This window comes from Streptomyces sp. LUP30, from assembly GCF_001746365.1.
In the GTDB taxonomy this organism is placed as follows: domain Bacteria; phylum Actinomycetota; class Actinomycetes; order Streptomycetales; family Streptomycetaceae; genus Streptomyces.
Genome location: NZ_MJAJ01000029.1, coordinates 1 through 22,929 on the forward strand (window position 1 = coordinate 1; position 22,929 = coordinate 22,929).

Sequence of the window (22,929 nt, forward strand, 5' to 3'; positions counted from 1 at the left end):
AAACCTGCCAGCCCTGCCACGGCCCCGGCGTACAAGGCGGAGGCCGCTGATGGCCTGTTTCCGCAGCCGCGACCAACCCAGCCGCGACTACCCCGCCGCCGGAACCTCCGTCACCGCCTCGGCCGCCACGGCCGCGGTCGGCGCCTCCGCGCCCCCCGCCCCCGCACCCCTCCCTGCCGCGGCTCCGGCGGCTCCCGCCCCGCGCACATTCGGCTGGCGTCCGCCGGCCGAGGCCGATCGCGCCGCGCTCGCCGAGCGGGCCCGGCCGTATGTCACCCGGCAGGCCGACGAGCGCGATCTGCCGGCCATCGGGCGGTTCGAGGCCGAGATCGCCCGGGTCTCCTTCGGCGAGGACGCCATCGACGACCCGGCCCGGTGGGAGTCCCGTCTCGGCCGTGCCATGGAGAAGTCGAAGGAGGGCATGATCGTCGCCCACCGTCCCGGCGAGGAACCGGTCGGCTGGTGCTGGGTGAGCATCAACCAGAACGCGATGACCGGCGACCGCTACGCCAACTTCCGCTCCCTGGCGGTCTCCCCGGTCGACAACCGCGGCGACGTCGCCGAACTCCTGCTCACCGCGGGCCTGGAGTTCTGTCTGGCCAACGGCATCACGGAGGTCGTCGGCCGGGTCCACGTGGGCAACGTCCCGATGCGCACGGTCTACCGCAAGTTCGGCTTCGACCCGACCAGTCTGTCGATGAAGCTGTTCCTGCCGAAGGAGAAGGAGGACCGCGCCCGATGAGCGGCACGGACAGCTTCGACCCGGACCGGATCAAGTGCGTCGTCTGGGACCTCGACGGCACCCTGTGGGACGAGGTCGCCGTCGAGTCCGCCACCGACGCGCTGCCCACGCCCCGCCCCGGGACGCTCGCCGCTATCGACGCGCTGGCGGCCCTCGGCGTGCTCAGCAGCATCGCGAGCCGCAGCGCCCCGTCGGTGCTCGACCGGCTGGAGGCCGTGCCGGCGCTGCGGAGCCGGTTCCTGGCGCCGCGGGTGTCCTGGCAGGACAAGAGCGAGTCGCTGCGCGGGATCGCGAAGGAGCTGGGCATCGCGGTGGACGCCCTGCTCCTGGTCGACGACTCCCCCTACGAGCGTGCCGAGGTCGAGGCCCTCCTGCCGGGGGTGCGCACCCTCGCCCCCGAGGACGTCCCCGAGCTGCTCGCGGCTTTCGAGGGCCGGGAGGTCACCCCCGAGTCACGCGAGCGGGTGCACCGCTACCGCACCGAGGAGGCCCGCCGGGCCGAGGGGGAGCGTTTCCAGGGCTCGCGCGAGGAGTTCCTGCGCTGGTGCGACATGCGGCTCACCGTCGGCGCGGCCACGCCCGGCGAGATCCCCCGCGCACTGGAGCTCGCCGCCCGCACGCACCGCCTGAACTCCTCCGGCCTCACCCCCGACCGGCTGCGCGAGCTGGCCGCCGCGGAGGGACACGAGGTGTACACGGCCCGCATGACGGACCGTTTCGGCGAGTACGGCGTCATCGGCGCCGCCCTCGTCGACCGCACCGCCCCCGCCCGGTGGTCCGTCCCGCTGCTCGCCCTGTCCTGCCGGGTCGCCGGCCGGGGAGCGGCGGCGGCCTTCCTGTTCCGGCTGATGCGGCGGGCCCGCGAGCAGGGGGCGGAGGAGTTCCGGGTGACGCTGCGCCCGACGGACGCCAACCTGGAGATGCGCATCCTGCTCCGCCAGGCGGGTCTGCGCCGCGTGGACGACGCGGGCGCCGGCGCGGCCGCCGACTCGGCGGTCCTGGGCAGGAGCCTGCACGACGAACTGCCCGAGCCGCCCGCCTGGCTGCGGGTGACCGAACGAGAGGACGCCGAGGCGTGACGGACACCCGGAACCGGGGCGCGGTGGAACGCGAACTGCGTTCGATGATCGCCGAGGCCACCGGTCTGGAGGAGGCCTACGTCGGGGAACTCCCCGCCGACACCGACCTGTTCGGGCCGCGGATCGGTCTCACCTCGCTGGCCGGGGTGACCTTGCTGGGCGCCGTCGACCGGCGCTTCGGGGTGGACGTGGCCGCGCTGGACCTCAGCCTGGACAGTCTGCAGTCCATCGCCACCCTGAACGACTTCGTCACGGCCCACCTCCAGCCCTCCTAGCCACCCGTCTGTACGTCCACCCTGTTCAAAAAGGGTGATCCCTACGGTCGTGCCGTGACCCGGTGGGGGCGGCGGCGTTGAACGGGGAGTGCGACGGCGCCCCCTGCCGTCGTGCGAACCGATTCACTAAGGAGAACGTGATGTCTCGCATCGCGAAGGTGGCCGCTGTTGCCCTCGGCACCAGCGCCGTGGTGGTCAGCGGGGCCGGCCTGGCCATGGCGGACGCGGGTGCCAACGGTGCTGCCATCGGCTCGCCGGGTGTCCTGTCGGGCAACGTCGTCCAGGTTCCGATCCACATCCCGGTCAACGTCTGCGGCAACACCGTCAGCGTCATCGGTCTGCTGAACCCCGCGTTCGGCAACACCTGCGCCAACGTCAGCGACCACGGCAAGGGCGGCGGCGACAAGCACGGCGGCCACAACGGCTACGGCGACTGAGCAGCCTTTCCCAGGAGAGCCCCGGCACCTCGAGCGCCGGGGCTCTCCCCTGTTCCCGGGGGTTCCGTCAGGCGTACCGGTAGATCCGGGACGCGTCCTCCAGCTGGTCCGGGGTCACGTTCCAGGGGGGCAGCTTCTCGTGGCGGGCCACGATCCGCCGGTACTGCCGGCTGCCCGGCCCGGGCGGCTCGGCCGGCAGGTAGCGGTGCTCGCGGTGCCTGCCCTGCCAGCGGGTCCACAGCAGGTCGACGAAGGCGTGGTGGAGCCAGAACACGGGGTCGTTGACGGAGGCGCCGCCGAGCATGACCCCGCCGACCCACCGGTGCACACGGTTGTGGTTGCGCCAGGCGGCGCTGCCCGAGCCGGACCCCCAGCCCTCCAGCCGGTTGCGGAACCCGCGGCCGGCCGTCGAGTCCCAGGGCGAGACGTCGTAGACGGGGTCCCGCAGCGCCGTCTCCACGTCGCTCGTGGCCGGCAGGTCGATCGGGTCGGCGGCACGGCCGAGGTCGCGGGTGAGGAACTCCCCGTCGGTGACGTTCTCCTTGATGGTCCAGTTGCCGGTGGCGTACGCGAACGGCCCGGTCGTCACCTGATGGTCGGACCGGCGTCCGTTGCCGCCCAGCAGGTCCTTCGTCCAGGGCGTGGCGGTCGTTGCGCGGTCGCGCGTCCAGTCCCAGTACGGCACCGTCACGGACGGGTCGACGCGGCGCAGGGCCGCCTCCAGGTCCAGCAGGAACCTGCGGTGCCAGGGCAGGAAGGAGGGCGCCATGTGGGCGCTGCGCAGACCGCCGTCGCCGTCGGAGACGTAGTGGTCGATGTGCATGCGCACGAACTCGTCGTACTCGCCCCTCTTCTTGATCGCCAGCAGCGCGTTCACGAAGCGCCGACGCTCGGCGCCGGTGAGCGTGCTGACGTCCTTACGGATGTAGGCCATGGTGTCCCCCCATGTGCGTGTCGTGGTGTGCCGGACCGTCCTCGCGCAGCCGCTCCCCCGGTCCGAGCCCGTCGACGGCGGCGCGGACCGCCTCCAGCGGGGTGGCGTACGAGCGGTAGTGGTCGACCATGCTCAGCCAGGTGCCGTCGGCGCGGCGCATCAGGTGCAGTGGGCGGCCGTCGATGGTGACCTTCCACTCGGCGGCGCCGGCCGCGGCGGCGGGTCCCGACGGGGTGAGGACCCCGTGGATGCGCCGGCCCCGGTAGGTCTCGTCGAAGGAGGAGCCGGCGGGGCCGCCGTCCGCCGGGCGCAGCGGCCGGGAGGCGGCGGCGACCGGGGCGATCGCGAGGGCGGCGGAGGCTCCGAGGAGCCCGCGCAGCAGGTCCCGGCGCCGTGTGCGACGCGCCGGCGCGGTTCTGGCCGTGGCTGCCGGAACTGCGCTCACGGGTACTCCGTCGACGCTGACGGCCATGGTGTGCTCCCTCGTCCGGGACGGTGGTCCGGTGCGGTTGTCTGTGGGGCTAACCGCCGAGGGGGCCGACTGGTCACCGCCTGCGTCCGAACGGTCCGCTCGGGCAGGCGGATCCGGGCACGGCGACGGGCCCGGACGACGGTGTCCGGGCCCGTGTTCGCGGCGGTCGGCCCGCGGGCCTACAGTCCCTGGCCCAGACCGAGGTTCGCGCCGGGCACGGCCTGCAGCACGGGGGTGATCACGCCCGCCTCGGGCAGCTTCAGGTCCGGCAGGCCGAAGTGGTCGGGGTTGGGCGCGGTGAGGGGCGCGTCCAGGGTCAGGCCGGGGCCGAGCGTGCGCAGGTCGGAGGCGGGGGCGTCGAGACCGACGTGGTCGAACTGGTCGCCCAGCACCTCCGGCAGGGGCGCCCGCACTCCCAGGCCCGGCAGCCCGGCGGCGACGGGCAGCTGCGGGACGACGCGCTCCGGGATGAGGCGGCCCTCGACGAAGCGCGGGCCCTCGGGCGCACCCGGCGTCGGCAGGGGGATCTCGCCGCCGATGGTGGGCAGTTCCACGTTGAGGGACTTCTCGACGCCGTCCAGCGGTACGGGGACGGGAACGGTGCCGATCGCGGCTGCCGGGCTCGCGCAGGCGGCGGCGCCGGCCGCGGCCGCCACGCACGTGATCACTGCGGCGAGGGTTCCTCGGGTGGTCGACTTCATCTCGGGTACGGGCCCTTTCGGTGGAGTTCGGGGGGCGTTGCGTCCGTACCGGGTAACGAGCCGGAAAACGGCATCAGTTCACAATTCCCCCGAGTGCCGTAATAGTGCTACCGCCTATCGGCGCGAGGGGTGTCCCGGAACGTGGGGCGCGCTGATGCGACGGCGGTGCGTCAACTCGTCCAGAATTCCCACCAGCGGGTCAGGATCAGCATGCCGACGATCCCGATGTGCAACAGCGGGGGCGCCCAGGCGAATTCGTCGAGGAAATTCCGCACGCCGGCCGGCGCGGGCAGGAAACCGTGGCGCACGTCGAACGCGACGACGTACCAGAACGCGAGGATCGTGGCGACCCACGCCAGGCAGCACCACAGGCACAGCGCGTTGATCCGGTACAGCGACTCGAACTGCAGCCAGGACACGAAGGCGACGCCGAAGAGGCAGCCGGCGGTGAACGTCAGCCAGTACCAGCGGGGGTAGGCGGCCCGGGCCAGCAGGCCCGCGCCGACGCACAGGACGATCCCGTAGGCGACCAGGCCCAGCATCGGGTTGGGGAACCCGAACACCGAGGCCTGGTCGCTGCGCATGACGCTGCCGCAGGAGACGACGGGGTTCAGGCTGCACCCGGGGGTGAATCCGGGGTCCTCCATCAGCTTGAACTCGTCGAGGGTGATGACCCAGGAGGCCAGCAGCCCGGCCGCTCCGGCGAGGACCAGCAGCAGGGCGTACGCGCGGCCGCCGCCCACGGCGACCGGCTGCGGCCGCCGCATCAGCCGCGCAGGCGGCGGGCGGGCAGGACGATGTGCGCCGCCGCCGTCAGGGTCTCTTCGGCGCCCGCGAACGCGGCCAGCGCCTCGGGCGTGACGGCCTGGCCGGGCGTGGCCTCCGGCCAGGCGCGGGCGGTGAGGACGAGGTAGGCGTAGCCGCGCTCGCCGACGGCCGTGAGCCACTCCGCCGGCGGCAGGCACTGGGCGTTGAGGCCCGGCATGTTCAGGACGGCCGCGCCGGACTCGACGAGCAGGCTGAACGGCAGGCTGGGCCGCTCGGTGCCGTCGACGACGTCGCCGCCGACGGGCATGCCGTTGTCGGCGAGCAGCCGCTCGACGGCGGCGGCCGTCCCCTCGGGCCCGTCCGCGGTGTCGCCGAGGGAGTAAGCCAGGAGGTAGGGCATGTCACGGCCGTCGGGGGCCTCGCCGCTCCACGGCATCACGACGAGGGTGCCCAGGTCGGCCACGCGGAAGGGGCGGGTTGCGCTTGGGGTTGAGGTCACCGCGTGACCATAGCGGCGCGTCGGCGGGTGGCCGGACGTGTTCTCACCCGACCGGGGGACGCCGGCGGGTTGCTCCACACGAACGAGGGATGCGCCGCTCGACTCGCCTCGAACAAGGCCCGTGCCCTGTCGGCGAGGTGGCGTCGTCCGCCCGGAGGGACGCGCGCCAGACGCCACGAGCCGGGGGCCGTGCGGACATCGTCGGGGATCTTGCGGACATGACCGAGGGCCGGTCCGTCGGCGACGGGGCCGGCCCTGGCGGCGGGGGTGTCTCAGCCCTGCAGCGGCAGTCCGCCGAGAAGCGGATTGTGGGTGTTGAGAGCGCCCGCCGCGCCCTTGACGGTGCTGAGGACGGAGTCCTTGTTCTCGGTGTCGAGGGCGTCCGACTGGTGCTGGAGCGGCATCGCGTCCTCCAGGTTGATCGGCCCCCTGGCGAGGGTGTCCACGGCGCCGTTGAGGCTGGTGGGCGTGAGGTCGGCGGGGGCGGCGAACGCGGGCGCGGCAAGGCCGGCGAGGACCACGGATCCGGCAACGACAGCGGCAGCCTTCAGGGACTTCATCGGATTCCTTTCTTCGGCGACTCGGCAACTCAAGTCACCGGGGCACATTCTGACGTCGTGTCTAACGAGGCCTGACGGGTGCGGAAACCGGGTACGCAGAAAATTTCTGCACCCCGGCGGTGGAAATGCCGGGGTGCAGGCAGGGGCGAGCGGCCGTCAGCCGGTGGGCGGGGGCGGCAGCGAGGGCGCCGCCGGAGCCTCCGCCGCCTCGGCCGGCAGGCTGGGCAGACTCGGCAGGCTCAGGCCCAGTCCGTTCAGCGTCGAGGAGAGCAGGTCGAGCAGACCGTCCAGGACGCCGGTGACCGCCGACACGACCTGGCCGACGTCGGACGTGGCAGCCGAGAGCAGTGCGTCGACGGCCTTCTGCACCGCGGCGAGCGCGTCGGACACGGGGTCGGCGGCCGCCTTCGTTCCGCTGTCGGCGGCGCCCTCGGCGAGCGAGGGCGGCACGACCGCCGGGGCGGCCGGGGCGGCGGGGGCGGCCGGGGCCGCGGCGGTGATCTTTGCGACGGCCGTCTTGACGGCGTCGCCGAGCCGGGTCGCCTGGCCGGGCGTGAGGCGGCCGTCGTCGGCCTTGAGGACGGTGTTGAGCGTTTCGGTGACCGGGGCGAGGACGGTGCTGAGGTCAGCGAGGCCCTTGCCCTGGGCGCGCAGCGCGGCCACTCCGGGGACGGGCGCATCGGAGGCCGCCGCGAGGCGCTCACGGGCTGCGGCTCCGTCGGCCGCCATGGCGGCGGGGGCGGCGAGGCCGAGGACGAGGGAGGCGCACAGTGCGGTGGAAGCGATACGCCGAACGGGCAGACCACGCATGGGAAATCCTTTCGATTGCGTCGGGTCTCGTACCCACCGTGCAAAGCACCGTCGCTCCCCGCAACACAGCCGTCGCACCGGGTGACTCCTCGCAGCTCACCGGGCCGGCATCGCCCCTGATGGGGGGGCGCGCGGGGGCCCGCCGAGCGGGGCGCGACACCTTCCCCCTTTCGGGGCAACGGCCGCCGACCACGCGAACGGCCGCCCTCCTGGCGGGAGGGCGGCCGTTCGGCGAATGACGAGTCGTGACCTCTGGGGGAGGTGACGTCAGTCGTTGATGCAGGTGTTGCCGAACGCCGGGTTCAGCAGGCCGATCACGTTGATCGTGTTGCCGCAGACGTTGACCGGGATGTGAACGGGAACCTGGACGACGTTGCCCGACAGCACGCCCGGGGAGTGCTCGGCGACGCCGTTCGCGCCACTGTCGGCGGCGGCGATGCCGGAGGCGCCGGCGACGGCCGCGGCGGCAACGGAGGTCAGGACCAGGCCCTTCGCGATACGCGACATGGAGAGGTGCTCCTTGGGGGTTTTGACACAAACAGCTGGGCGGGGATGCCCGGCGCTGAAGTCAACGCGTGGGGCCGACCGGGGTTGTGCCGCCGAATGAGTGATGTCTCCGAGGATCAAGGTTCACGATACCGACACAGTTGTCCGGTTTCAGGGGATTAATCCGGACAGCAGTTAGAGTTGCGCCCCATCCGACGCACGCCTATAGCAAGCAAATCGCACGAAAGGGCACCGCCGGTCATGCGCAATTCCCTGGGTCCGACGCTGCATCGCGCCGCGGTCGGCGTTCTCGCCCTGGCCGCGCTCTGGGCGCCGGGCGGCGCCCTCGCGGCCGGCGCGCCGCCGTCGGCGGAGGCCGAACGACTCGCCTTCGCACAGCGCTACCACTCCACGCAGCACGGCGGGATCGTCCGTGCGGCCAACGCGGCCATCAGCTGCCGCGCCGCGCCTGCGGCCGCGGCCGCCCCCGCCTGCCCGGCCGTGCGCGCGGGCCAGGCGGCGCAGAACAACGACTTCGACATGTTCTACGTCGACGTCGACGACGACCCCAACACGTACAACTCCTCCCGCGCCGAGGTCCGGTTGCCCAAGGGCGCCCGGGTCTCGTACGCGCGGCTGTACTGGGGCGGCAACCTGCGCGTCGGCGAGCAGAAGCCGCCCAAGGACAACGGGCGGGTGCTGATCGCCGAGCCGGGCGGCGCGTACAAGGCGGTGCTCGCCGACACCGTCGTCGGCCACCGGGCGGCACACGGCGCCGACGCCTTCCAGGCCTCCGCGGACGTCACCAAGCTGGTGCGCGACAGCGGTCAGGGCCTGTACACGGTCGCGCAGATCAACGTGGCCATGGGCAGGTCGGCGGCCGGGGCCTGGGGCGGCTGGACCCTGGTCGTGGCGTACGAGAACCCGGCCGAGCCGCTGCGGGACCTGTCCGTCTGGGACGGCTTCGACGCCCTCGACGCCCCCGCAGGCAAGGAGATCCGGCTGAACGGGCTCCGCATCCCGGCCGGAGCGGGCGGCCGGGTCGGGCTGGTCGCCTACGACGGCGACCGCGGCCGTTCGGGTGATTCGCTCATGTTCTCGACCGGTGGCCGGGCGGCCGCCGCGCTCACGAACCCGGTCAATCCATCTGACGATGTGTTGAATTCCACGATCAGCGAGCCGGGGGAGTCTCCGGCGGCGCGTGTACCGGCGTACGTCAACACCCTCGGCTACGACTCCGACGTGTTCGATCTGCGCAGGGGTTTGCGGTCCGGCGGTGACCAGCTGGCGGTTCGGCTCGTTGCCCACCGGGACGCGGCGTGGGCCGGGGCGCTCTTCGTCGCCGTCGACACACGGAAGAAGTAGTCAGGCGCGTTCCCGCACGTCCCGAGCGCCACCGTGAGCGAGGAAACCGCGCCATGCACCAGCCAGAACCCGACGAGAGAACCCGGGTCCTGCACCTCACCCAGCCGGTGGACGGCGGGGTCGCCCGGGTCGTGACGGACTTGGCGCGGGCCCAGCTCGCCGCCGGTCTGCACGTCACGGTGGCCTGTCCCGCCGGTCCGTTCGCGGGGGACCTGCGGTCCCTGGGTGCGGACGTCCGGCACTGGGCGGCGGCCCGGTCGCCCGGGCCCTCGCTCCCCGGCGAGGTGCGGCGGCTCGCACGCCTGCTCGACGAGGTACGCCCCGACCTGGTGCACGCGCACAGCGCGAAGGCCGGACTGGCCGGCCGGCTCGCGCTGCGCGGGCGGATCCCGACCGTGTTCCAGCCGCACGCCTGGTCCTTCGAGGCCGTCGGCGGCGCCACCGCGGCGCTCGCGCTGCACTGGGAGCGGTTCGGAGCACGCTGGGCGGACCGGCTGGTGTGCGTGAGCGAGGCCGAGCGCGCGACCGGTGAGCGCGCCCGGATCGCCGGGCGGTGGAGCATCGTCCCCAACGGCATCGATCCCGAGCGCTTCCACCCCGCCCCCGTCGACACGGTGCGCGCGTCCCTCCTGCCCGGGCTCGCCGCGGCCGCCCCACTGGTGGTGTGCGTGGGGCGGCTGTGCCGGCAGAAGGGGCAGGACGTCCTGCTGCGGGCGTGGGAGGCCGTCGCGCGTCGGACGCCCGGCGCCCGGCTGGTGCTGGTCGGCGACGGACCGGACGCGGAGCGACTGCGGCGCGGGGCGCCGGAGTCGGTGCTGTTCACCGGGGCCGTCGCCGACATCGTGCCCTGGTACCAGGCCGCCGACCTGGTCGTGCTGCCCTCGCGCTGGGAGGGCATGGCGCTGGCCCCGCTGGAGGCGCTGGCCTGCGGGCGGCCCGTGGTCGTCACCGACGTGGACGGCGCCCGGGAGAGCCTGCCGGACGCGCTCGCGCCCCGCTGTCTGGTGCCCGCCGACGACCCGACGGCGCTGGCCGACGCCGTCACCGCACTGCTCCTCGACCCGCTGCTGCGCGAGTCGCTCGGCCATCAGGGGCGCCGGCACGTCCTGGCCACGCACGACGTGCGACGCACGGCCGAGGCGGTCGCGGGCGTGTATCGCGAGCTGCTCACGACCACACAAGGGGCGCCCGTCGCGCCCACCGAGTGCAGGGAGTCCATCCACTCGTGACTGCGGAAAGCACCGTCCCCTCTCCTGGCGCGCAGCCCGGATACTCGTCCGTCTCGGTCATCCCGCGCCGGGAGAGCGCGACAGGATTCAGGTTCCCCGCCCGACGGCCCTCCGCGCCGCCCGCGTCACCGTTGCCGCTGCTGCTCACCGACGGCCTCGCCGCGCTGGCGGGCGCGCTGGCGCTGAGCGGCGTGCAGCGCAGGCCGCTCCTGGCGGCCCTGCTGGTGGCGGCGACGATGCTGCTGCGCCCCCGGCGTGCGCGTCCGGTGGCGGGGGTCCTCGACGAAGTGCCCGCCGTCTGCGGCCGGATCGCGGTCGGCTGGCTGGCGCTGGCCGCGGTCGTCGGTGCGTGGAACCCGGCGTACGCGCTCTCGGCCCGCACGCTGCTCGTCGGCTGCGCGGCACAGGCCGCGGCCTGCTGCGCCGGCCGCGCTGTCGTCCATCTGCGGCGGCGGCGGGCGTTGTTGCGCCGCCCGCGCGCCGCGCTCGTCATCGGACCCGCCACGACCGCCCAGCGGGTGGCCGCCGCTGTGCTGCGCCATCCCCGGTGCGGGGTCCGACCGGTGGGGATCGTGGCCGAGAACCCCGACGGCGTCGACGGACTGCCGGTGCTGACCACCGGTCAGGAGGTGCAGCGGGCGCTCATCCAGAACGGCGTCCGGGACGTCCTGTGCGTCCACCCGGCCGTGCGCAGCGTGCAGGGCCCGCTGCTGCGGGCGCTCGCCGAGTCGGGCTGCACGGTGTGGGAGATCGACGCCGACACCCCTTCGTACGCGAGCCGCGAACAGCTCGCCGGGTTCTCCTGCCGACGGCTGGACATGGGCGCCCGGCGCCGGGGCAGCCTCGGCAAACGCCTGCTGGACGTCGCGGTCTCCGGCACTCTGCTGCTGTTGGTGAGCCCGTTGCTGCTGCTGTGCGCGACCGTGCTGCGGCTGACCGACGGACCCGGGGTCGTCTTCCGGCAGGAGCGCATCGGCAAGGACGGCAGGCCCTTCACCCTGCTGAAGTTCCGCACCCACCGCCCGGTCGACGAGCACGAGTCCGCGACCCGCTGGAGCGTGGCCGGCGAGCGCGAGATGAGCCGCTTCTGCCGCTTCCTGCGCCAGACGTCGCTGGACGAGCTGCTGCAGCTGTGGAACGTCCTGTGCGGCGACATGAGCCTGGTCGGCCCGCGCCCCGAACGTCCCTTCTTCGTCGGCCAGTTCAGCCAGAGTCACCCCGGCTACGCGGCCCGCCACCGCATGCAGACCGGCATCACCGGCCTCGCCCAGGTGCACGGGCTGCGCGGCGACACCTCGATCGAGGACCGGGCCCGTTTCGACAACGCGTACATCGACAACTGGTCGCTGTGGCAGGACGTGTGCATCCTGCTGCGCACCGCGGCCGCCCTCGTGCGACCGACCGGGAGCTGAAACCGCAGATGACCCCAGGACCCGTCCGGAGTTTCCCGCCCGCGCTGCGACGCCTGGCCCGGCGTCTCGCCGTGCTGTCGGGGTCGCCCGCGTACGCCCACGCGGGCGCCCCTCCACCGTGCGACGCACCGCACGGGGCGCCGCGACGCCCGTCCTCCGTGCAGCCGTCGGCACGCTCCGGGCCGGCCCCCGCCCTGCCGCCGAGGTCCGTCCGGTCGCTGTCACCGGTCCTGCCCGTGGTCGCCGTGGTCGCCGTGCTCGGTCTGCCGCTCTCACCCGGCGGCGAGGGCGGCGCCGGACCGGCCGACGCGCTGTCCGCGCTGGTCGTGCTGTTCTGCGCGGTCCGGCTGCTGCGGCAGCGACGCCGTCCGCTGTCCCGGACGGCCGCCGCGCTCTTCGCACTGCCGGTCGCCGGACTCGCCCTCGCCGCGATGGGCGCCTCCTCGCCGGGCGCGGGACTCACCGGCCTCGGCCGCTACCTGCAGATCTTCGTGCTCGTCCCGGCGGCCGTCGTGCTGCTGGTCCGCGACCGGGCCGACTTCCGGGTGCTGGCCTGGTCGTTCGTCGGCCTGGCGGGGTGGCAGGGGGCCGTCGGCGTCCACCAGTTCGTCACCGGGACCGGCGCCTCGTACCAGGGGGAGACGATCCGGGCGGTCGGCACGTTCGGACCGCAGGACGTGATGGGCATGGCGACCGTGGTGTCCTTCGGGCTGATCTGCGCGATCGGGCTGGCGCTCGGCCGGTCCCGGGCGCGGCACCGGGCGATCGCCGCCGGCTGCGCGCTGGCGCTGCTGGCGCCGCTGGCGCTCTCCTTCAGCCGGGGCGCGTGGATCGCGACCGCACTGACGTGCACGGTCCAGCTGGTCCTCGCCGGACTGCGGCGGGCGCTGAAGATCGGCGCGGTGGCAGTGGCGGCCGGGGTGATCCTGGTCGGCGGCTTCGGAGTGGGCTCGGCGATGCTCCAGGAGCGCGTCAGCAGCATCACCCAGGTCGCCGACGCGCCCGACCAGTCGGTCACCGACCGGTACACGCTGTGGGCGTCCGCGATCGGCATGTGGCGCGAACAACCGCTCACCGGCGTGGGGTTGAAGGGCTTCCCCGAGCACCGGGACGCGCACGCCTCGCTCGCCCTGTCCTCGGGCAGCGACACCGACGGCGCGGGGTCGGGCTTCGTCCGTCAGCCGCTGCTGTCCCCGCACAACATGTATCTGCTGGTTCTGGCCGAGCAGGGCCTGATCGGGCTGCTCGCCCTCGCGGGCGGCTGGCTGGCGATGCTGGCCTGCGGGCTGCGCGGCTGGTCCCGCGTGCGGCGCTCGGGTCCCGGCCTCGACTGCGCGCTCGTCGCCTGCGGTCTTCTGATCTGGCAGCTGATCGACTTCATGTACGCCGACATCGGCGGGCCATCGACCGTCCTGACGGCCGTCGTCTTCGGGCTGGTGGCCTGGTGGGCGCTGGTCGGCGCCGACGGCCGCGAAGGCCGCGAGGAGGCGCTCGCGCGATGACGGTGACGCCTCCCCGGACGCCTCGCACGGGCGACCCCCCGTCCGTGCCTCCGGCGCGGGACGCCGCACACTCCGGGGAGACCGCCGAGAAGACGGCCGATGCGACCGTGCCGCACGAGACGGCCGATACGACCGGGACGACCGTGACGCACGAGACGGCCGATACGACCGGGGCGGTCGGGGCCGTCGCGGAGGTCGCCGGGGAGGAGGACCGGAGCTCCGGCGACCTTCCCACGGTGTCCCGCGGCTTCCTCGCCCGGGCCGCTCTCGTCACCGCCGCCCTGTCGGTGGCCGGCGCCCTGCTCGGGCTGCTCCGGGACCAGGCTCTGGCCCGGCTGTTCGGAGCGGGCAGCGACACCGACGCGTTCCTCGTCGCGTGGACCGTGCCCGAGTTCGCGGCCACGCTGCTCATCGAGGACGGGCTGGCGTTCGCCCTGATCCCGGCGTTCAGCATGGCGCTGGCCCGCCGCTCCCAGGGCGCGCCGGGCGACCCGGTCCGCGCGCTGGTCGCCGGCACGCTCCCCCGGCTGTCGCTGGCCTTCGTCGCGGTGGGCGCCCTGCTGATCGGCACGGCCCGGCAGCTCGTCGAGATCCTCGCGCCCGGCCTGCCCGATCCCGCACTGGCCGTCGACTGCACCCGGCTCACCGCCACCTGCGCGGTGAGCTTCGGGCTCGCCGGGTACTGCAGCGCGGCCCTGCGCGCGCACCGGCGGTACGTGGCGCCGGCGGCGATCTACGTGGCCTACAACGTCGGCATCATCGCCGGGATGTACGCGCTCGGCGGCCGCTGGGGGGTGCGGTCGGCGGCGGCCGGGGTCGCGGTCGGCGGGCTCCTCATGGTTCTCGTCCAACTCCCTTCCCTGTTGCGCCAGTTGAGGAGGCCCACGGTGGGCGGGGCGCAGGCCGTCGCACACGGGGCGCCCCGGCCCCTCGACACCGCGCTCCTGACGACCGTCCTGCTGTTCGCCGTGTGCCGGCAGTCCCAGGTCCTCATCGAGCGCTTCCTCGCCTCGCAGCTGCCGGCCGGCGCGATCTCGCACCTCAACTACGCGCAGAAGGTGGCGCAGATGCCGATGATCCTGTCGGTGATGGTGTGCACGGTCACCTTCCCCGTCGTCGCAAGGGCGCTGGCCGAAGGGGACGTCGAACGGGCCCGCAGCCGGGTGGAGCGGGATCTGGCCCTGGCCGCGTGCATCGTGCTGCTCGGCACGGCGGCGGTGATCGCCTGCGCGCCCCAGATGATCGAAGTCCTGTTCCAGCGGGGCGCGTTCACCGCCCGGGACACGGCGGCGACGGCCGGGCTGATGCGGGTGTACGCGCTGGGGCTGCTCGGCCAGACCCTGGTGGGCGTGCTGGTCCGCTCCTACTTCTCGGCGGGCCGCGGCACCTGGTACCCGGTCGGCGCGATGGCCTGCGGGATCGCCGTCACGTCCTGGATCGGGGCACTGAGCGTCGACGCCTGGGGGGTGTACGGGATCGCAGCCGCCAACGCGACCGGCATCACCGTCACCGCCCTGGTGCTGCTGGCCGGGATGGGACCGCGCAGCGTCCCCGTCAGCGTCCGGGGCGTGCTGCACGAGCTGAGCCGGCCCGTGCGGGCCGCCCTGGTGGCGACCCTGGCCGGAGCCCTCGCCGCCGACCGGTGCCACGACGCGCTCCTCGGACTCCTCGTCGGCGGGCTCACCGTGACCGTCGTCTTCCTGTCGCTCGGCCGGGCCTTGCGCGCCCAGGGCATCGTCCACGCACTCCGTTCCGTACGTTCCGCGACCCGAAAGCTCTCCCATGGCCGCTCCTGACCGCAGCACGCCCACCGCCGTCCCCTGGGTGGCGATGTACCACTCCGTGGGCGACTGCTCCGAGGACCCCTACCGCGTCACGGTGACCCCCGAGCGGCTGGAGAAGCAGCTGAGGTGGCTGCGCCGGCGCGGGCTGCGCGGCGTCTCCATGGCCGAACTGCTCGCCGCCCGCGCCCGCGGCGAGGGCCGCGACCTGGTGGGTCTCACCTTCGACGACGGATACGCCGACTTCCTCACCGCGGCCCTGCCCGTGCTGCGCCGCAACGGCTGCACGGCCACCCTGTTCGTGCTGCCCGGCCGGCTCGGCGGCGACAACGTCTGGGATCCGCTGGGCCCGCGCAAGCTCCTGCTGACCGCCGACGGCATCCGCCGCGCGGCCGACGCGGGCGTCGAGATCGGCTCGCACGGTCTCACCCACGTCGATCTGACCGCGGCCGACGACGTCGCGCTCAAGGCGGAGACGGCCGAGAGCCGGGCCGTCCTCGCCGAGCTGCTCGGCGCCGAACCCGACGGCTTCTGCTATCCGTACGGGACGGTCGACCGACGGGCCGTGGACGCCGTGCGCGAGGCCGGCTACGCCTACGCCTGCGCGATCGACCCGGGCGCGCTGAACGGCCTGCACGCCCTCCCCCGACTGCACGTCGGGCAGAACGACGACGCCCTGCGCCTGTATCTGAAGTACCGGTTGCACCGGCTGCGCCGGCGTCCCGTGGAGGGGCTCCGGTGAAGGCGCTGCACATCATCACCGGACTCGGCGTCGGCGGCGCCGAGCAGCAACTGCGCCTGCTGCTGCGGCACCTGCCGGCGCGGTGCGACGTGGTGACGCTGACGAACCCGGGTTCGGTGGCCGACGGGCTGGCCGAGGACGGGGTCCGGGTCGTCCACCTCGGCATGGCCGGCAACCGTGATCTGGGCGCGCTGCCCCGGCTGGTGCGGATCATCCGCTCCGGCCGCTACGACCTCGTGCACACCCACCTCTACCGGGCCTGCGTCTACGGCCGGCTGGCCGCCCGCCTGGCCGGGGTCCGCGCGGTCGTCGCCACCGAGCACTCGCTGGGCGAGTCGCAGCTGGAGGGGCGCGAGCTGACCTCGGGGGTGCGCGCCCTCTACCTCGCCAGCGAACGCCTGGGCCGCACCACGGTCGCCGTCTCCCCCACCGTCGCCGACCGGCTGATGAGCTGGGGTGTGCCGGCCCCCCGGATCGAGGTCGTCCCCAATGGCGTCGACCTGGCCCGCTTCCGTTTCGACCCGGACGCCCGTCTGCGCACCCGGCGGCGCCTCGGGCTGCCGGACGACGCGCGCGTCGTCGGCGCGGTCGGCCGTCTCACGGCCGGCAAACGCTTCGACGTGCTCGTCCACGCCCTCGCCCGCCTCCCGTCCGACCACTGGCTGCTGCTGGTGGGCGGCGGGCCCGAGGAGAGCGTGCTGCGGCGCCTCGCACACGAGGCGGGGGTGACCGACCGCGTTCTGTTCGCGGGCGAACGCCCCTGCGTCCCCGACGGCACCCCCGGCCCCGACCTGCCGTCCCTGGTCTGCGCCATGGACGTGTTCGTCTCCCCGTCCCCCGAGGAGACCTTCGGCCTCGCGGCCGTGGAGGCGCTCGCCTCGGGGCTTCCCGTGCTCTACGCCTCCTGTCCCGCGATCGAGCACCTGCCCGCGCGGGCGTCCGGCGCCCGCCGGGTGAGCGGCGGCGCTCAGGCGTTCGTCCGCGCGCTGACCGAGACGCGTGCCCAGGCCCCCGGCCCGCGCGCCGCCCCGGACGCCGTCCGCCACTACGACATCACCCGCAGCGCCGCCCAGCTCATGGACGTGTACGCGGCCACCGTCACCGGACCACCCCGGTCGTCCTCCGCTTCCCCGACACCCCAGGGAGTCAGTTCCCCATGACCGAGAACCCCCGTCGTCCCGCCGCCCTGCGCCGCGCCAAGGCGCTGCCGCCCTGGTCCCTGCTCGCGGCCGGAGTCGTCGCCGGCGGTCTGCTCGGCGGCGCCTACGGAGTCGTCAAGCCGCCCGTGTACACGGCCACCGCCTATGTCGTCGCCGTCCCGACCGCGAAGTCGGACCCGGCGTCCGCGCTGGGCTTCGCGCAGGCCTACGGCCGCGTCGCCACCCAGCTCGCCGTGCTCGGCGACGCCCAGGTGTGGGCGGGCGTGCCCGTGCGGACGCTGCAGCAGAGCGTGCAGACGGCGACCTCGCCGGACGCCCCGATGGTCGCGATCACGGCGACCTCCCCGCGGGCCGACCTCGCCGCCGACATGGCCAACGCGGTCACCCGCGCGCTGACCCAGCACGCCAAGAGCTCCCAGGCCACCACCAACGTCGAGCTGCAGCAGTTCGCGCGCGCGGTCCGGCCGACCGCTCCCTCCTCGGCGTCCCCGGCGGTGACCGGGCTGGTGGGGGCGAGCGCGGGCGGGCTGCTCGGCGGTCTGGTCCTGCTGGTACGGCCGAGGCGGGGCTCGCAGGAGGAGGCCGGTCGCCCGGCCGCCGTCCCCGGCCCGGCGCTCGCCGCCGACGCCCACGGAGCGCTGTGAAACCGACGCTCACGACCGAACTCGTCACCGACGAGCGGGCCTTCGCCGAACTCGCGCCCGCCTGGGGCCGGCTGTACCGGCGGTGCGCGACGGCCACCCCGTTCCAGAGCCACGCCTGGCTGCACTCGTGGTGGCTGTCGTACGGGCGGCGCGGCCGGCTGCGGCTGCTGCTGGTCCGCGACGGCGGCGAGCTCGTCGCCGCGGCCCCGCTGACGGCCGTCCGCCGGCCGCTGCCCGCGCTCGTGCCGCTCGGCGGGGCGATCTCCGACTACGGGGACGTCCTCGTCGACGACGAACACGGCGAGCAGGCCGTCGCCGCGCTCACCGACGGGCTCGCCGCGGCCGCCCGTACCGCGCTGATCGACTTCCGCGAGGTGCGGCCGGGCGGCGCGGTGGAGCAGGTCTACGAACGCTGGCACGGGCCGCGCCGGCGGGTGAGCGACTCGGTGTGCCTGGAGCTGCCGGCCGTCCCCATGGAGGACCTGGTGGCCCGGCTGCCCTCGGCCAAAGCCCAGCGGGTGCGTGCCAAGCTGCGCAAGCTGACCGCGCTCGGCGTGGAGCGCAAGGCGGTGTGCCCGGAGGAGGTCGACTCGGCGCTGCGGCGGCTGCTGGAACTGCATCAGCTGCAGTGGCAGGGCCGCAGGGTGACGGGAGAGCACCTGCGCTCCCGTTTCTGCGAGCACCTGGTGCGCTCGGTCGGACCGATGGTGCGCGCCGGGGACGCGGTGGTCACCGAGTTCCGGCTGGACGACGACGTCGTGGCCGTCGACCTGACCCTGCTGTCGCGTCGGCTGGCCGGGGGCTATCTGTACGGCGCGCATCCGCGGCTGCGGGAGAGCAAGGCGGACGTCGCGGTGATGCTGCTGGACGCGTGCGCCGAGCACACCCGGGACGGCGGGCGGGCCGCGCTGAGCCTGCTGCGCGGCGACGAGCCGTACAAGCACCACTGGCGGCCCGAACCCGTCGTCAACCAGCGGCTGCTGCTGGCCCGTCGGCGCACCGCCCCGCTGCTGTCGGCGGCCGTCTGCGACGTGGCCGCGCGGCGGCGCGGCAAGGAGCTGCTGCTCCGTCTCGAGCAGCGGAGGGAGCGGGCCGGTGGCGGCAGGTCCTGACGCGGGCCTGCCGCCACCGCACCGCGGTTCACCCGCTCTTCGACCACCAGTCCAGGCGGAAGCACAGCTTGCCGCCGAGCCAGTACTCGACCCAGTCGCCGAGGTCCATCGGCGTGCAGTTCACCGGGGGTTCGCCGGTCGGGGCGGTCGTGGGCGGCTCCGTCGAGGGCTGCGAAGGCGTCGGCTCGACGGACGGTTCCTGGGAGGGCGCCGGAGTCGTCGGCGGCGTGCTCGGCTCGTCGACACGGCCGGACAGCAGCGAACGGTAGACCTCCGACGAGCGGGGGTTCTGCCGGCACTGCCACACGCCGTGCGGGCAGTAGTCGGTCAGCGTGTTGTACAGCGGTCCGTGCTCGTCCATCCAGGCGATCATGCGCCGCATGTACTCGGCGTTGTCACCGTTGCGGAAGAGTCCCCATTCGGGATAGGAAATGGGCTTGCCGTGGGCTTTGGCGAAATCCACGTGCGCCTGGAGTCCGTACGGTTCCTTCACCTGCTCGTCGAACGACAGACCGGTCGGCTGATCGTAGGAGTCCATTCCCAGGATGTCGACGGTGTCGTCCCCGGGATAGCACCGGGTCCAGGGAACGGCGTCCTTGCCGCGGGTCGGCGTGAAGTCGAACTTGAATTTCTGGCCCGGCACCGAACGCATCGTCGAGACGATCCTGTTCCAGTACTTCTTCCAGGCCTCCGGGTCCGGCCCGCAGCGATGGGTGTACGTGATGCCGTTCATCTCCCAGCCGAGCACGATCACCGTGTCCGGCACCTTCAGCGCGACCAGGCGCCGGGCGAGTGCCCTGAAGTGGTGATCGAACTCCCCCGCCGCGCCCTGCCGCAGCAGGCGGCGCACCTCGGCGTCGGAGACGCCCTCCTCGTTGCGCTCCATCATGGGCACGTTGAGGACGAGCATCCGGTCGTCCTCCTCCAGCCGCCAGTCCGCCCACACGTCGAGGAAGCCGGGCGGGCCCTCGATGTTGTGCCAGCGGTCGCCCGGCAGGTAGGTGTGGCCGACGCGCAGGTTCGAGCCGCCCAGCCACTCGCTGAGCTCGGCGATCCGGGCCACGCCCTGGGCGCCGTAGTCGAGGTAGGCGCCGAAGGCGGGGGTGCTCTTCGGGGCCGCGCCGGACGGGGCCGGCGTGGCGGACTCGGCGGACGGGTCGGGACTCTGAGCAGGTGTCACGGACGCGGAGGGCGCGGCCGGTGTCGTGCTCGGCGCGGGAACGGCCGGGTCGGCCGCGGCGGGCGTCGGGGTGGTGGGGGCGGCCGGGGTGGGGGCGGTCGGGGTGGGAGCGGGAGGATCGGCGACCCGCACCACCCCCGCGCCCGCGGCGAATCCAGGTCCGGACGCCAGGACGGCCGAGGCCGCGACCGCCGCCGCGACGACGGCCAGCCGCCGGGACCGTGCGCGTCGCTGCTGTGGAGCCATGCCTGCTCCTTTCTCCACTCTCGCGTAACGCGCACTGCCCGCGCATTACTGACACTCAGTCATATGAAAGTCACACGAAAAGGAATCACGCCACCGCCGTTAGGGCTTTCGAGTGCCACGATCGCCCATATCGGTGAACCGAGCCGAAGGACAACGCAGCAAATGCCCGAGTCGCCTCTCGACACCCGCGTCCCCGCCGTCCTCCTGCGCATCGACCGGAACCCCTTTCACCACGGAACGCTGGGCGCAGTTCGCTCGCTCGGCCGGGCCGGAATCGATGTGCATGTGATTGCCGACTCGACGGGAAGCCCCGTGCGCTCCTCCCGTTTCGTGAGCCGGCTGCACCCCCCGCCGCCGCCCGGCGCCGCCCCGGCCGACATCGCCGCCGTGCTGCTGCGGGTCGCCGCCCGCGTCGAACGGCCCGCCGTACTGATCCCGATGGACGACGCGGGCGCGATCGCCGTGAGCCGACTGCGCGAGGAACTGGCACCCGTCTACCTGCTGCCGCAACAGCCCCGTCATGTGCCCGAACTGGTCGCCGACAAGGCCGAACTGGCCGGACTGTGCGCGGCGGCGGACGTGCCGCACCCGGTCACCCTCATCCCCGACAACGCGGCCCAGGCCGCCTCCGCCGCCTGGCGGCTCGGCCTGCCGGTGATCGCCAAGTGGAGCCGGCCCTGGCTGCTGCCGGCGGGCTCGGGGCTGCGCAGCACGGTCGTGGTGCGCTCCGCCCAGGAAGCCCGCGACCTCTATCTGCGCACCGACGAGGCGGGCAGCCGGCTGCTGTTGCAGACCTTCCTGCCGCCGGGAGCGGACCGCGACTGGTTCTTCCACGGCTACGCCGACCGCTCCGGCGCGCTCGCCGCCGGCGGCCCCGGCCGCAAGCTGTGCGCCTGGCCCCGCGGGGCGGGCCTCACAGCGGTGGGCGAGTGGACGGACAACCCGCAGGTGGAGGCACAGGCCGAGCGGCTCACCGACACTCTCGGCTACCGGGGCGTCTTCGACCTCGACTTCCGCCGCTGCGGCATGACGGGCGACTACCACCTGCTCGACTTCAACCCCCGCCCCGGCGCCCAGTTCCGGCTCTTCGCCGACGCCGCCGGACTGGACGTCGTCCGGGCCCAGCACCTGGACCTGACACACCGTCCGCTGCCGGTACGGGCGCCACAGCCGGGGCGGGCGTTCGTGGTGGAGAACTACGCGCCGCTGGCCGCGCTGCGAACGACGAGCCGCAACCGCGAGCTGGCCTGGCACGCCCACGACGACACCGCACCCGGCCGCGCCATGTGGGGCCTGTGGGGCTCCCATGTGGCCCGCCGGCTGTTCGACCGGCTGCCCCGGCCGGGCACGGCGGGCGTGACCGGCGAACGGCCCCGAGTGGTCCGCCAGTCCCCACCGCCCGCACCGTCCCTGACCGGCCTGACGGGGACGACCGGCCTGCCGGGCCCGACCGGTTCCGCCGAGCAGACCCCGACCGAACCGACCGACGACGAGAGAGCGAGCAGATGCTGATGTACGACCTGCTGGTGGTGGGCGCGGGCCCTTACGGCCTGTCCATCGCGTCCCACGCCGCGGACGCGGGGCTGAGCCTGCGCGTCTTCGGTCGGCCGATGGCCTCCTGGCGCGACAACATGCCCGGCGGCATGTTCCTGAAGTCCGAGCCGTGGGCCTCCAACCTCTCCGACCCGGCGGCCCGTTGGCGGCTCGACGCGTACTGCGCGACCCAGGGCACGACCGCCCGGCACGGGGAGCCGATCCCGGTGGAGATGTTCGCCGAGTACGGCCTGTGGTTCGCCCGCAACGCCGTCCCGGAGGTGGACGAGCGCACGGTGACCCGCATCGCGTCCCGCCCCGGCGGCTTCGAGGCGGTCACCGAGGACGGCGAGACGGTGTCGGCCCGGACGGTCGCGCTCGCCGTCGGCGTGATGCCGTTCGTCGAGATCCCCGCCGCCCTGCGCGCCCTGCCCCGCGACCTCGTCACGCACAGCAGCCACCACGGAGACCTGGACCGTTTCCGCGGCCGGGACGTCACGGTGATCGGCGGCGGCCAGGCCGCCCTGGAGACGGCGGCGCTGCTCGCCGAACAAGACACCCGCGTCCGGGTCCTGGCCCGCGCCGACCGGCTGACCTGGAACGACGTGCCGCCGCCCTGGGAACGGCCGTGGTGGCAGTCGGCCCGCTCGCCGCACAGCGGCCTCGGCTGCGGCTGGCGCAACTGGTTCTACGCCGAACGCCCCGGCCTGTACCGTCGGCTGCGGGAGCCCACCCGGGCACGGATCGCGGCGACGGCGCTCGGACCGGCCGGCGCATGGTGGGTGCGCAACCGGGTGGAGAGCGCGGTCGAGGTGCGCCTCGCCCACGAGGTGACGGCGGCGCGCGCGGTGCCGGGCGGCGTACGACTGGAGCTGACGGGCGCAGGCCACGTCGAGACCGAGCACGTCATCGCGGCCACCGGCTTCCGGGCCACGCGCGACCGGCTCGGCCTGCTCTCCCCCGAGCTGCGCGACTCGCTGGCCGCGGTGGCCGACGGCTCCCCCGAGGTCGGCCGGGACTTCGAGTCGTCCCACCCCGGCCTGTTCATGGCCGGTCTGGTGACCGCGGCCGGCTTCGGCCCGGCGATGCGCTTCGTCCACGGCGCGACGTTCACGGCGGGGACCCTCGTGCGAGGGGTACGGCGTCGGCTGCACACCGACGCGCCGGTCGGGGTGATCCCGGCGCCGGGCCGGCGCGGGGCCGCGCAGGCCGTACACGGCTGAGGCGGACGGGGCTCCGGTGCCGGGCGCGAGAGCGTCC

24 protein-coding genes are annotated in these 22,929 nt (G+C 74.1%); 15 read left to right on the plus strand and 9 right to left on the minus strand.

Annotated features, from left to right (window positions below):
* The first annotated feature begins 49 nt into the window (after positions 1-49).
* From BG482_RS41320 to BG482_RS23150, 4 genes are all read left to right on the plus strand, one after another.
* Positions 50-742: a GNAT family N-acetyltransferase gene (locus BG482_RS41320; protein WP_079142057.1), complete on the plus strand. Its 693-nt coding sequence runs from the start codon at positions 50-52 to the stop codon at positions 740-742.
* Entirely contained in the window at positions 739-1,821 is a 1,083-nt protein-coding gene (locus tag BG482_RS23140; protein WP_069771019.1) for an FkbH-like protein, read from the plus strand. Before BG482_RS41320 ends, BG482_RS23140 begins: the two co-directional genes overlap by 4 nt.
* On the plus strand, positions 1,818-2,096 hold the full coding sequence (locus BG482_RS23145) for an acyl carrier protein (RefSeq protein WP_069771020.1): 279 nt from the start codon (positions 1,818-1,820) through the stop codon (positions 2,094-2,096). Before BG482_RS23140 ends, BG482_RS23145 begins: the two co-directional genes overlap by 4 nt.
* A 140-nt stretch (positions 2,097-2,236) precedes the next feature.
* The gene (locus BG482_RS23150; RefSeq protein ID WP_069771021.1) at positions 2,237-2,533 is read left to right on the plus strand and encodes a chaplin; all 297 of its coding nucleotides are present in this window, start codon (positions 2,237-2,239) and stop codon (positions 2,531-2,533) included.
* 67 nt (positions 2,534-2,600) lie between these two features.
* Here BG482_RS23150 and BG482_RS23155 read toward each other — a convergent pair whose 3' ends face one another.
* The 8 genes from BG482_RS23155 to chpG all read right to left on the minus strand — a co-directional run bounded on the left by BG482_RS23155 (position 2,601) and on the right by chpG (position 7,784).
* Entirely contained in the window at positions 2,601-3,467 is an 867-nt protein-coding gene (locus BG482_RS23155) for a tyrosinase family protein (protein WP_069771022.1), read from the minus strand.
* The gene (locus BG482_RS23160; protein WP_069771023.1) at positions 3,451-3,939 is read right to left on the minus strand and encodes a tyrosinase family oxidase copper chaperone; all 489 of its coding nucleotides are present in this window, start codon (positions 3,937-3,939) and stop codon (positions 3,451-3,453) included. The genes BG482_RS23155 and BG482_RS23160 overlap by 17 nt, the downstream gene beginning before the upstream one ends.
* A 179-nt stretch (positions 3,940-4,118) precedes the next feature.
* On the minus strand, positions 4,119-4,640 hold the full coding sequence (locus BG482_RS23165; protein ID WP_069771024.1) for a hypothetical protein: 522 nt from the start codon (positions 4,638-4,640) through the stop codon (positions 4,119-4,121).
* A 170-nt stretch (positions 4,641-4,810) separates the two neighbouring features.
* Positions 4,811-5,407 carry a vitamin K epoxide reductase family protein gene (locus BG482_RS23170; RefSeq protein WP_069771025.1) on the minus strand — a complete coding sequence of 199 codons (597 nt, stop codon included), beginning with the start codon at positions 5,405-5,407 and terminating at the stop codon, positions 4,811-4,813.
* Entirely contained in the window at positions 5,407-5,907 is a 501-nt protein-coding gene (locus BG482_RS23175) for a DUF5949 family protein (protein WP_069771026.1), read from the minus strand. Before BG482_RS23175 ends, BG482_RS23170 begins: the two co-directional genes overlap by 1 nt.
* Before the next feature lie 272 nt (positions 5,908-6,179).
* Positions 6,180-6,467 carry a hypothetical protein gene (locus tag BG482_RS23180; RefSeq protein ID WP_069771027.1) on the minus strand — a complete coding sequence of 96 codons (288 nt, stop codon included), beginning with the start codon at positions 6,465-6,467 and terminating at the stop codon, positions 6,180-6,182.
* 156 nt (positions 6,468-6,623) lie between these two features.
* Positions 6,624-7,277, minus strand: a complete 654-nt coding sequence (locus tag BG482_RS23185) for a hypothetical protein (protein WP_069771028.1) — start codon at positions 7,275-7,277, stop codon at positions 6,624-6,626.
* A 267-nt stretch (positions 7,278-7,544) separates the two neighbouring features.
* Positions 7,545-7,784 carry a chaplin ChpG gene (chpG, locus tag BG482_RS23190; RefSeq protein ID WP_020132935.1) on the minus strand — a complete coding sequence of 80 codons (240 nt, stop codon included), beginning with the start codon at positions 7,782-7,784 and terminating at the stop codon, positions 7,545-7,547.
* A gap of 240 nt (positions 7,785-8,024) precedes the next feature.
* Here chpG and BG482_RS23195 point away from each other — a divergent pair, with 240 nt between their 5' ends.
* From BG482_RS23195 to BG482_RS23235, 9 genes are read left to right on the plus strand one after another with little or no spacing between them, the layout of a single operon-like run.
* Positions 8,025-9,128, plus strand: a complete 1,104-nt coding sequence (locus tag BG482_RS23195) for a DUF3344 domain-containing protein (protein ID WP_069771029.1) — start codon at positions 8,025-8,027, stop codon at positions 9,126-9,128.
* 53 nt (positions 9,129-9,181) lie between these two features.
* Positions 9,182-10,357 (plus strand): glycosyltransferase family 4 protein, encoded by a 1,176-nt coding sequence (locus tag BG482_RS23200; protein ID WP_069771030.1) that lies wholly within the window; start codon positions 9,182-9,184, stop codon positions 10,355-10,357.
* Positions 10,354-11,769, plus strand: coding sequence for an exopolysaccharide biosynthesis polyprenyl glycosylphosphotransferase (locus BG482_RS23205; protein WP_069771031.1), 1,416 nt, complete (start codon positions 10,354-10,356; stop codon positions 11,767-11,769). The genes BG482_RS23200 and BG482_RS23205 overlap by 4 nt, the downstream gene beginning before the upstream one ends.
* 8 nt (positions 11,770-11,777) lie before the next feature.
* A complete protein-coding gene (locus tag BG482_RS23210) occupies positions 11,778-13,271 on the plus strand; it encodes an O-antigen ligase (RefSeq protein WP_256096458.1) in 1,494 nt (497 codons plus the stop codon).
* Complete coding sequence (gene murJ / locus BG482_RS23215) at positions 13,268-15,067, plus strand: murein biosynthesis integral membrane protein MurJ (protein WP_256096459.1); 1,800 nt, start codon at positions 13,268-13,270, stop codon at positions 15,065-15,067. Before BG482_RS23210 ends, murJ begins: the two co-directional genes overlap by 4 nt.
* The gene (locus BG482_RS23220; RefSeq protein ID WP_256096460.1) at positions 15,054-15,794 is read left to right on the plus strand and encodes a polysaccharide deacetylase family protein; all 741 of its coding nucleotides are present in this window, start codon (positions 15,054-15,056) and stop codon (positions 15,792-15,794) included. The genes murJ and BG482_RS23220 overlap by 14 nt, the downstream gene beginning before the upstream one ends.
* Entirely contained in the window at positions 15,791-16,954 is a 1,164-nt protein-coding gene (locus BG482_RS23225; protein ID WP_069771032.1) for a glycosyltransferase, read from the plus strand. The genes BG482_RS23220 and BG482_RS23225 overlap by 4 nt, the downstream gene beginning before the upstream one ends.
* Positions 16,951-17,598 (plus strand): lipopolysaccharide biosynthesis protein, encoded by a 648-nt coding sequence (locus tag BG482_RS23230; RefSeq protein ID WP_069771033.1) that lies wholly within the window; start codon positions 16,951-16,953, stop codon positions 17,596-17,598. Before BG482_RS23225 ends, BG482_RS23230 begins: the two co-directional genes overlap by 4 nt.
* The gene (locus BG482_RS23235; protein ID WP_069771034.1) at positions 17,595-18,710 is read left to right on the plus strand and encodes a GNAT family N-acetyltransferase; all 1,116 of its coding nucleotides are present in this window, start codon (positions 17,595-17,597) and stop codon (positions 18,708-18,710) included. The genes BG482_RS23230 and BG482_RS23235 overlap by 4 nt, the downstream gene beginning before the upstream one ends.
* Positions 18,711-18,738: 28 nt before the next feature.
* Here the strand turns inward: BG482_RS23235 and BG482_RS23240 are convergent, their stop codons facing one another.
* Positions 18,739-20,136, minus strand: coding sequence for a glycoside hydrolase family 26 protein (locus tag BG482_RS23240; protein ID WP_176741445.1), 1,398 nt, complete (start codon positions 20,134-20,136; stop codon positions 18,739-18,741).
* A 162-nt stretch (positions 20,137-20,298) separates the two neighbouring features.
* Between BG482_RS23240 and BG482_RS23245 the strand changes: the two genes are divergently transcribed.
* Both BG482_RS23245 and BG482_RS23250 read left to right on the plus strand, forming a co-directional pair.
* Positions 20,299-21,648 carry an ATP-grasp domain-containing protein gene (locus BG482_RS23245; protein WP_069771035.1) on the plus strand — a complete coding sequence of 450 codons (1,350 nt, stop codon included), beginning with the start codon at positions 20,299-20,301 and terminating at the stop codon, positions 21,646-21,648.
* A complete protein-coding gene (locus BG482_RS23250) occupies positions 21,648-22,892 on the plus strand; it encodes an FAD-dependent oxidoreductase (protein WP_069771096.1) in 1,245 nt (414 codons plus the stop codon). Before BG482_RS23245 ends, BG482_RS23250 begins: the two co-directional genes overlap by 1 nt.
* The last annotated feature ends 37 nt before the right edge of the window (positions 22,893-22,929 follow it).

Bases quoted from the DNA above. Each gene is read 5' to 3' on its own strand.
- BG482_RS23150 (WP_069771021.1), top strand. From the start codon at position 2,237: ATGTCTCGCATCGCGAAGGTGGCCGCTGTTGCCCTCGGCACCAGCGCC.
- murJ (WP_256096459.1), top strand. From the start codon at position 13,268: ATGACGGTGACGCCTCCCCGGACGCCTCGCACGGGCGACCCCCCGTCC.
- BG482_RS23140 (WP_069771019.1), top strand. From the start codon at position 739: ATGAGCGGCACGGACAGCTTCGACCCGGACCGGATCAAGTGCGTCGTC.
- BG482_RS41320 (WP_079142057.1), top strand. From the start codon at position 50: ATGGCCTGTTTCCGCAGCCGCGACCAACCCAGCCGCGACTACCCCGCC.
- BG482_RS23245 (WP_069771035.1), top strand. From the start codon at position 20,299: ATGCCCGAGTCGCCTCTCGACACCCGCGTCCCCGCCGTCCTCCTGCGC.
- BG482_RS23160 (WP_069771023.1), bottom strand. From the start codon at position 3,939: ATGGCCGTCAGCGTCGACGGAGTACCCGTGAGCGCAGTTCCGGCAGCC.
- BG482_RS23230 (WP_069771033.1), top strand. From the start codon at position 16,951: ATGACCGAGAACCCCCGTCGTCCCGCCGCCCTGCGCCGCGCCAAGGCG.
- BG482_RS23155 (WP_069771022.1), bottom strand. From the start codon at position 3,467: ATGGCCTACATCCGTAAGGACGTCAGCACGCTCACCGGCGCCGAGCGT.
- BG482_RS23170 (WP_069771025.1), bottom strand. From the start codon at position 5,407: ATGCGGCGGCCGCAGCCGGTCGCCGTGGGCGGCGGCCGCGCGTACGCC.
- chpG (WP_020132935.1), bottom strand. From the start codon at position 7,784: ATGTCGCGTATCGCGAAGGGCCTGGTCCTGACCTCCGTTGCCGCCGCG.
- BG482_RS23200 (WP_069771030.1), top strand. From the start codon at position 9,182: ATGCACCAGCCAGAACCCGACGAGAGAACCCGGGTCCTGCACCTCACC.
- BG482_RS23165 (WP_069771024.1), bottom strand. From the start codon at position 4,640: ATGAAGTCGACCACCCGAGGAACCCTCGCCGCAGTGATCACGTGCGTG.
- BG482_RS23210 (WP_256096458.1), top strand. From the start codon at position 11,778: ATGACCCCAGGACCCGTCCGGAGTTTCCCGCCCGCGCTGCGACGCCTG.
- BG482_RS23180 (WP_069771027.1), bottom strand. From the start codon at position 6,467: ATGAAGTCCCTGAAGGCTGCCGCTGTCGTTGCCGGATCCGTGGTCCTC.
- BG482_RS23220 (WP_256096460.1), top strand. From the start codon at position 15,054: ATGGCCGCTCCTGACCGCAGCACGCCCACCGCCGTCCCCTGGGTGGCG.
- BG482_RS23195 (WP_069771029.1), top strand. From the start codon at position 8,025: ATGCGCAATTCCCTGGGTCCGACGCTGCATCGCGCCGCGGTCGGCGTT.
- BG482_RS23185 (WP_069771028.1), bottom strand. From the start codon at position 7,277: ATGCGTGGTCTGCCCGTTCGGCGTATCGCTTCCACCGCACTGTGCGCC.
- BG482_RS23250 (WP_069771096.1), top strand. From the start codon at position 21,648: ATGTACGACCTGCTGGTGGTGGGCGCGGGCCCTTACGGCCTGTCCATC.
- BG482_RS23240 (WP_176741445.1), bottom strand. From the start codon at position 20,136: ATGGCTCCACAGCAGCGACGCGCACGGTCCCGGCGGCTGGCCGTCGTC.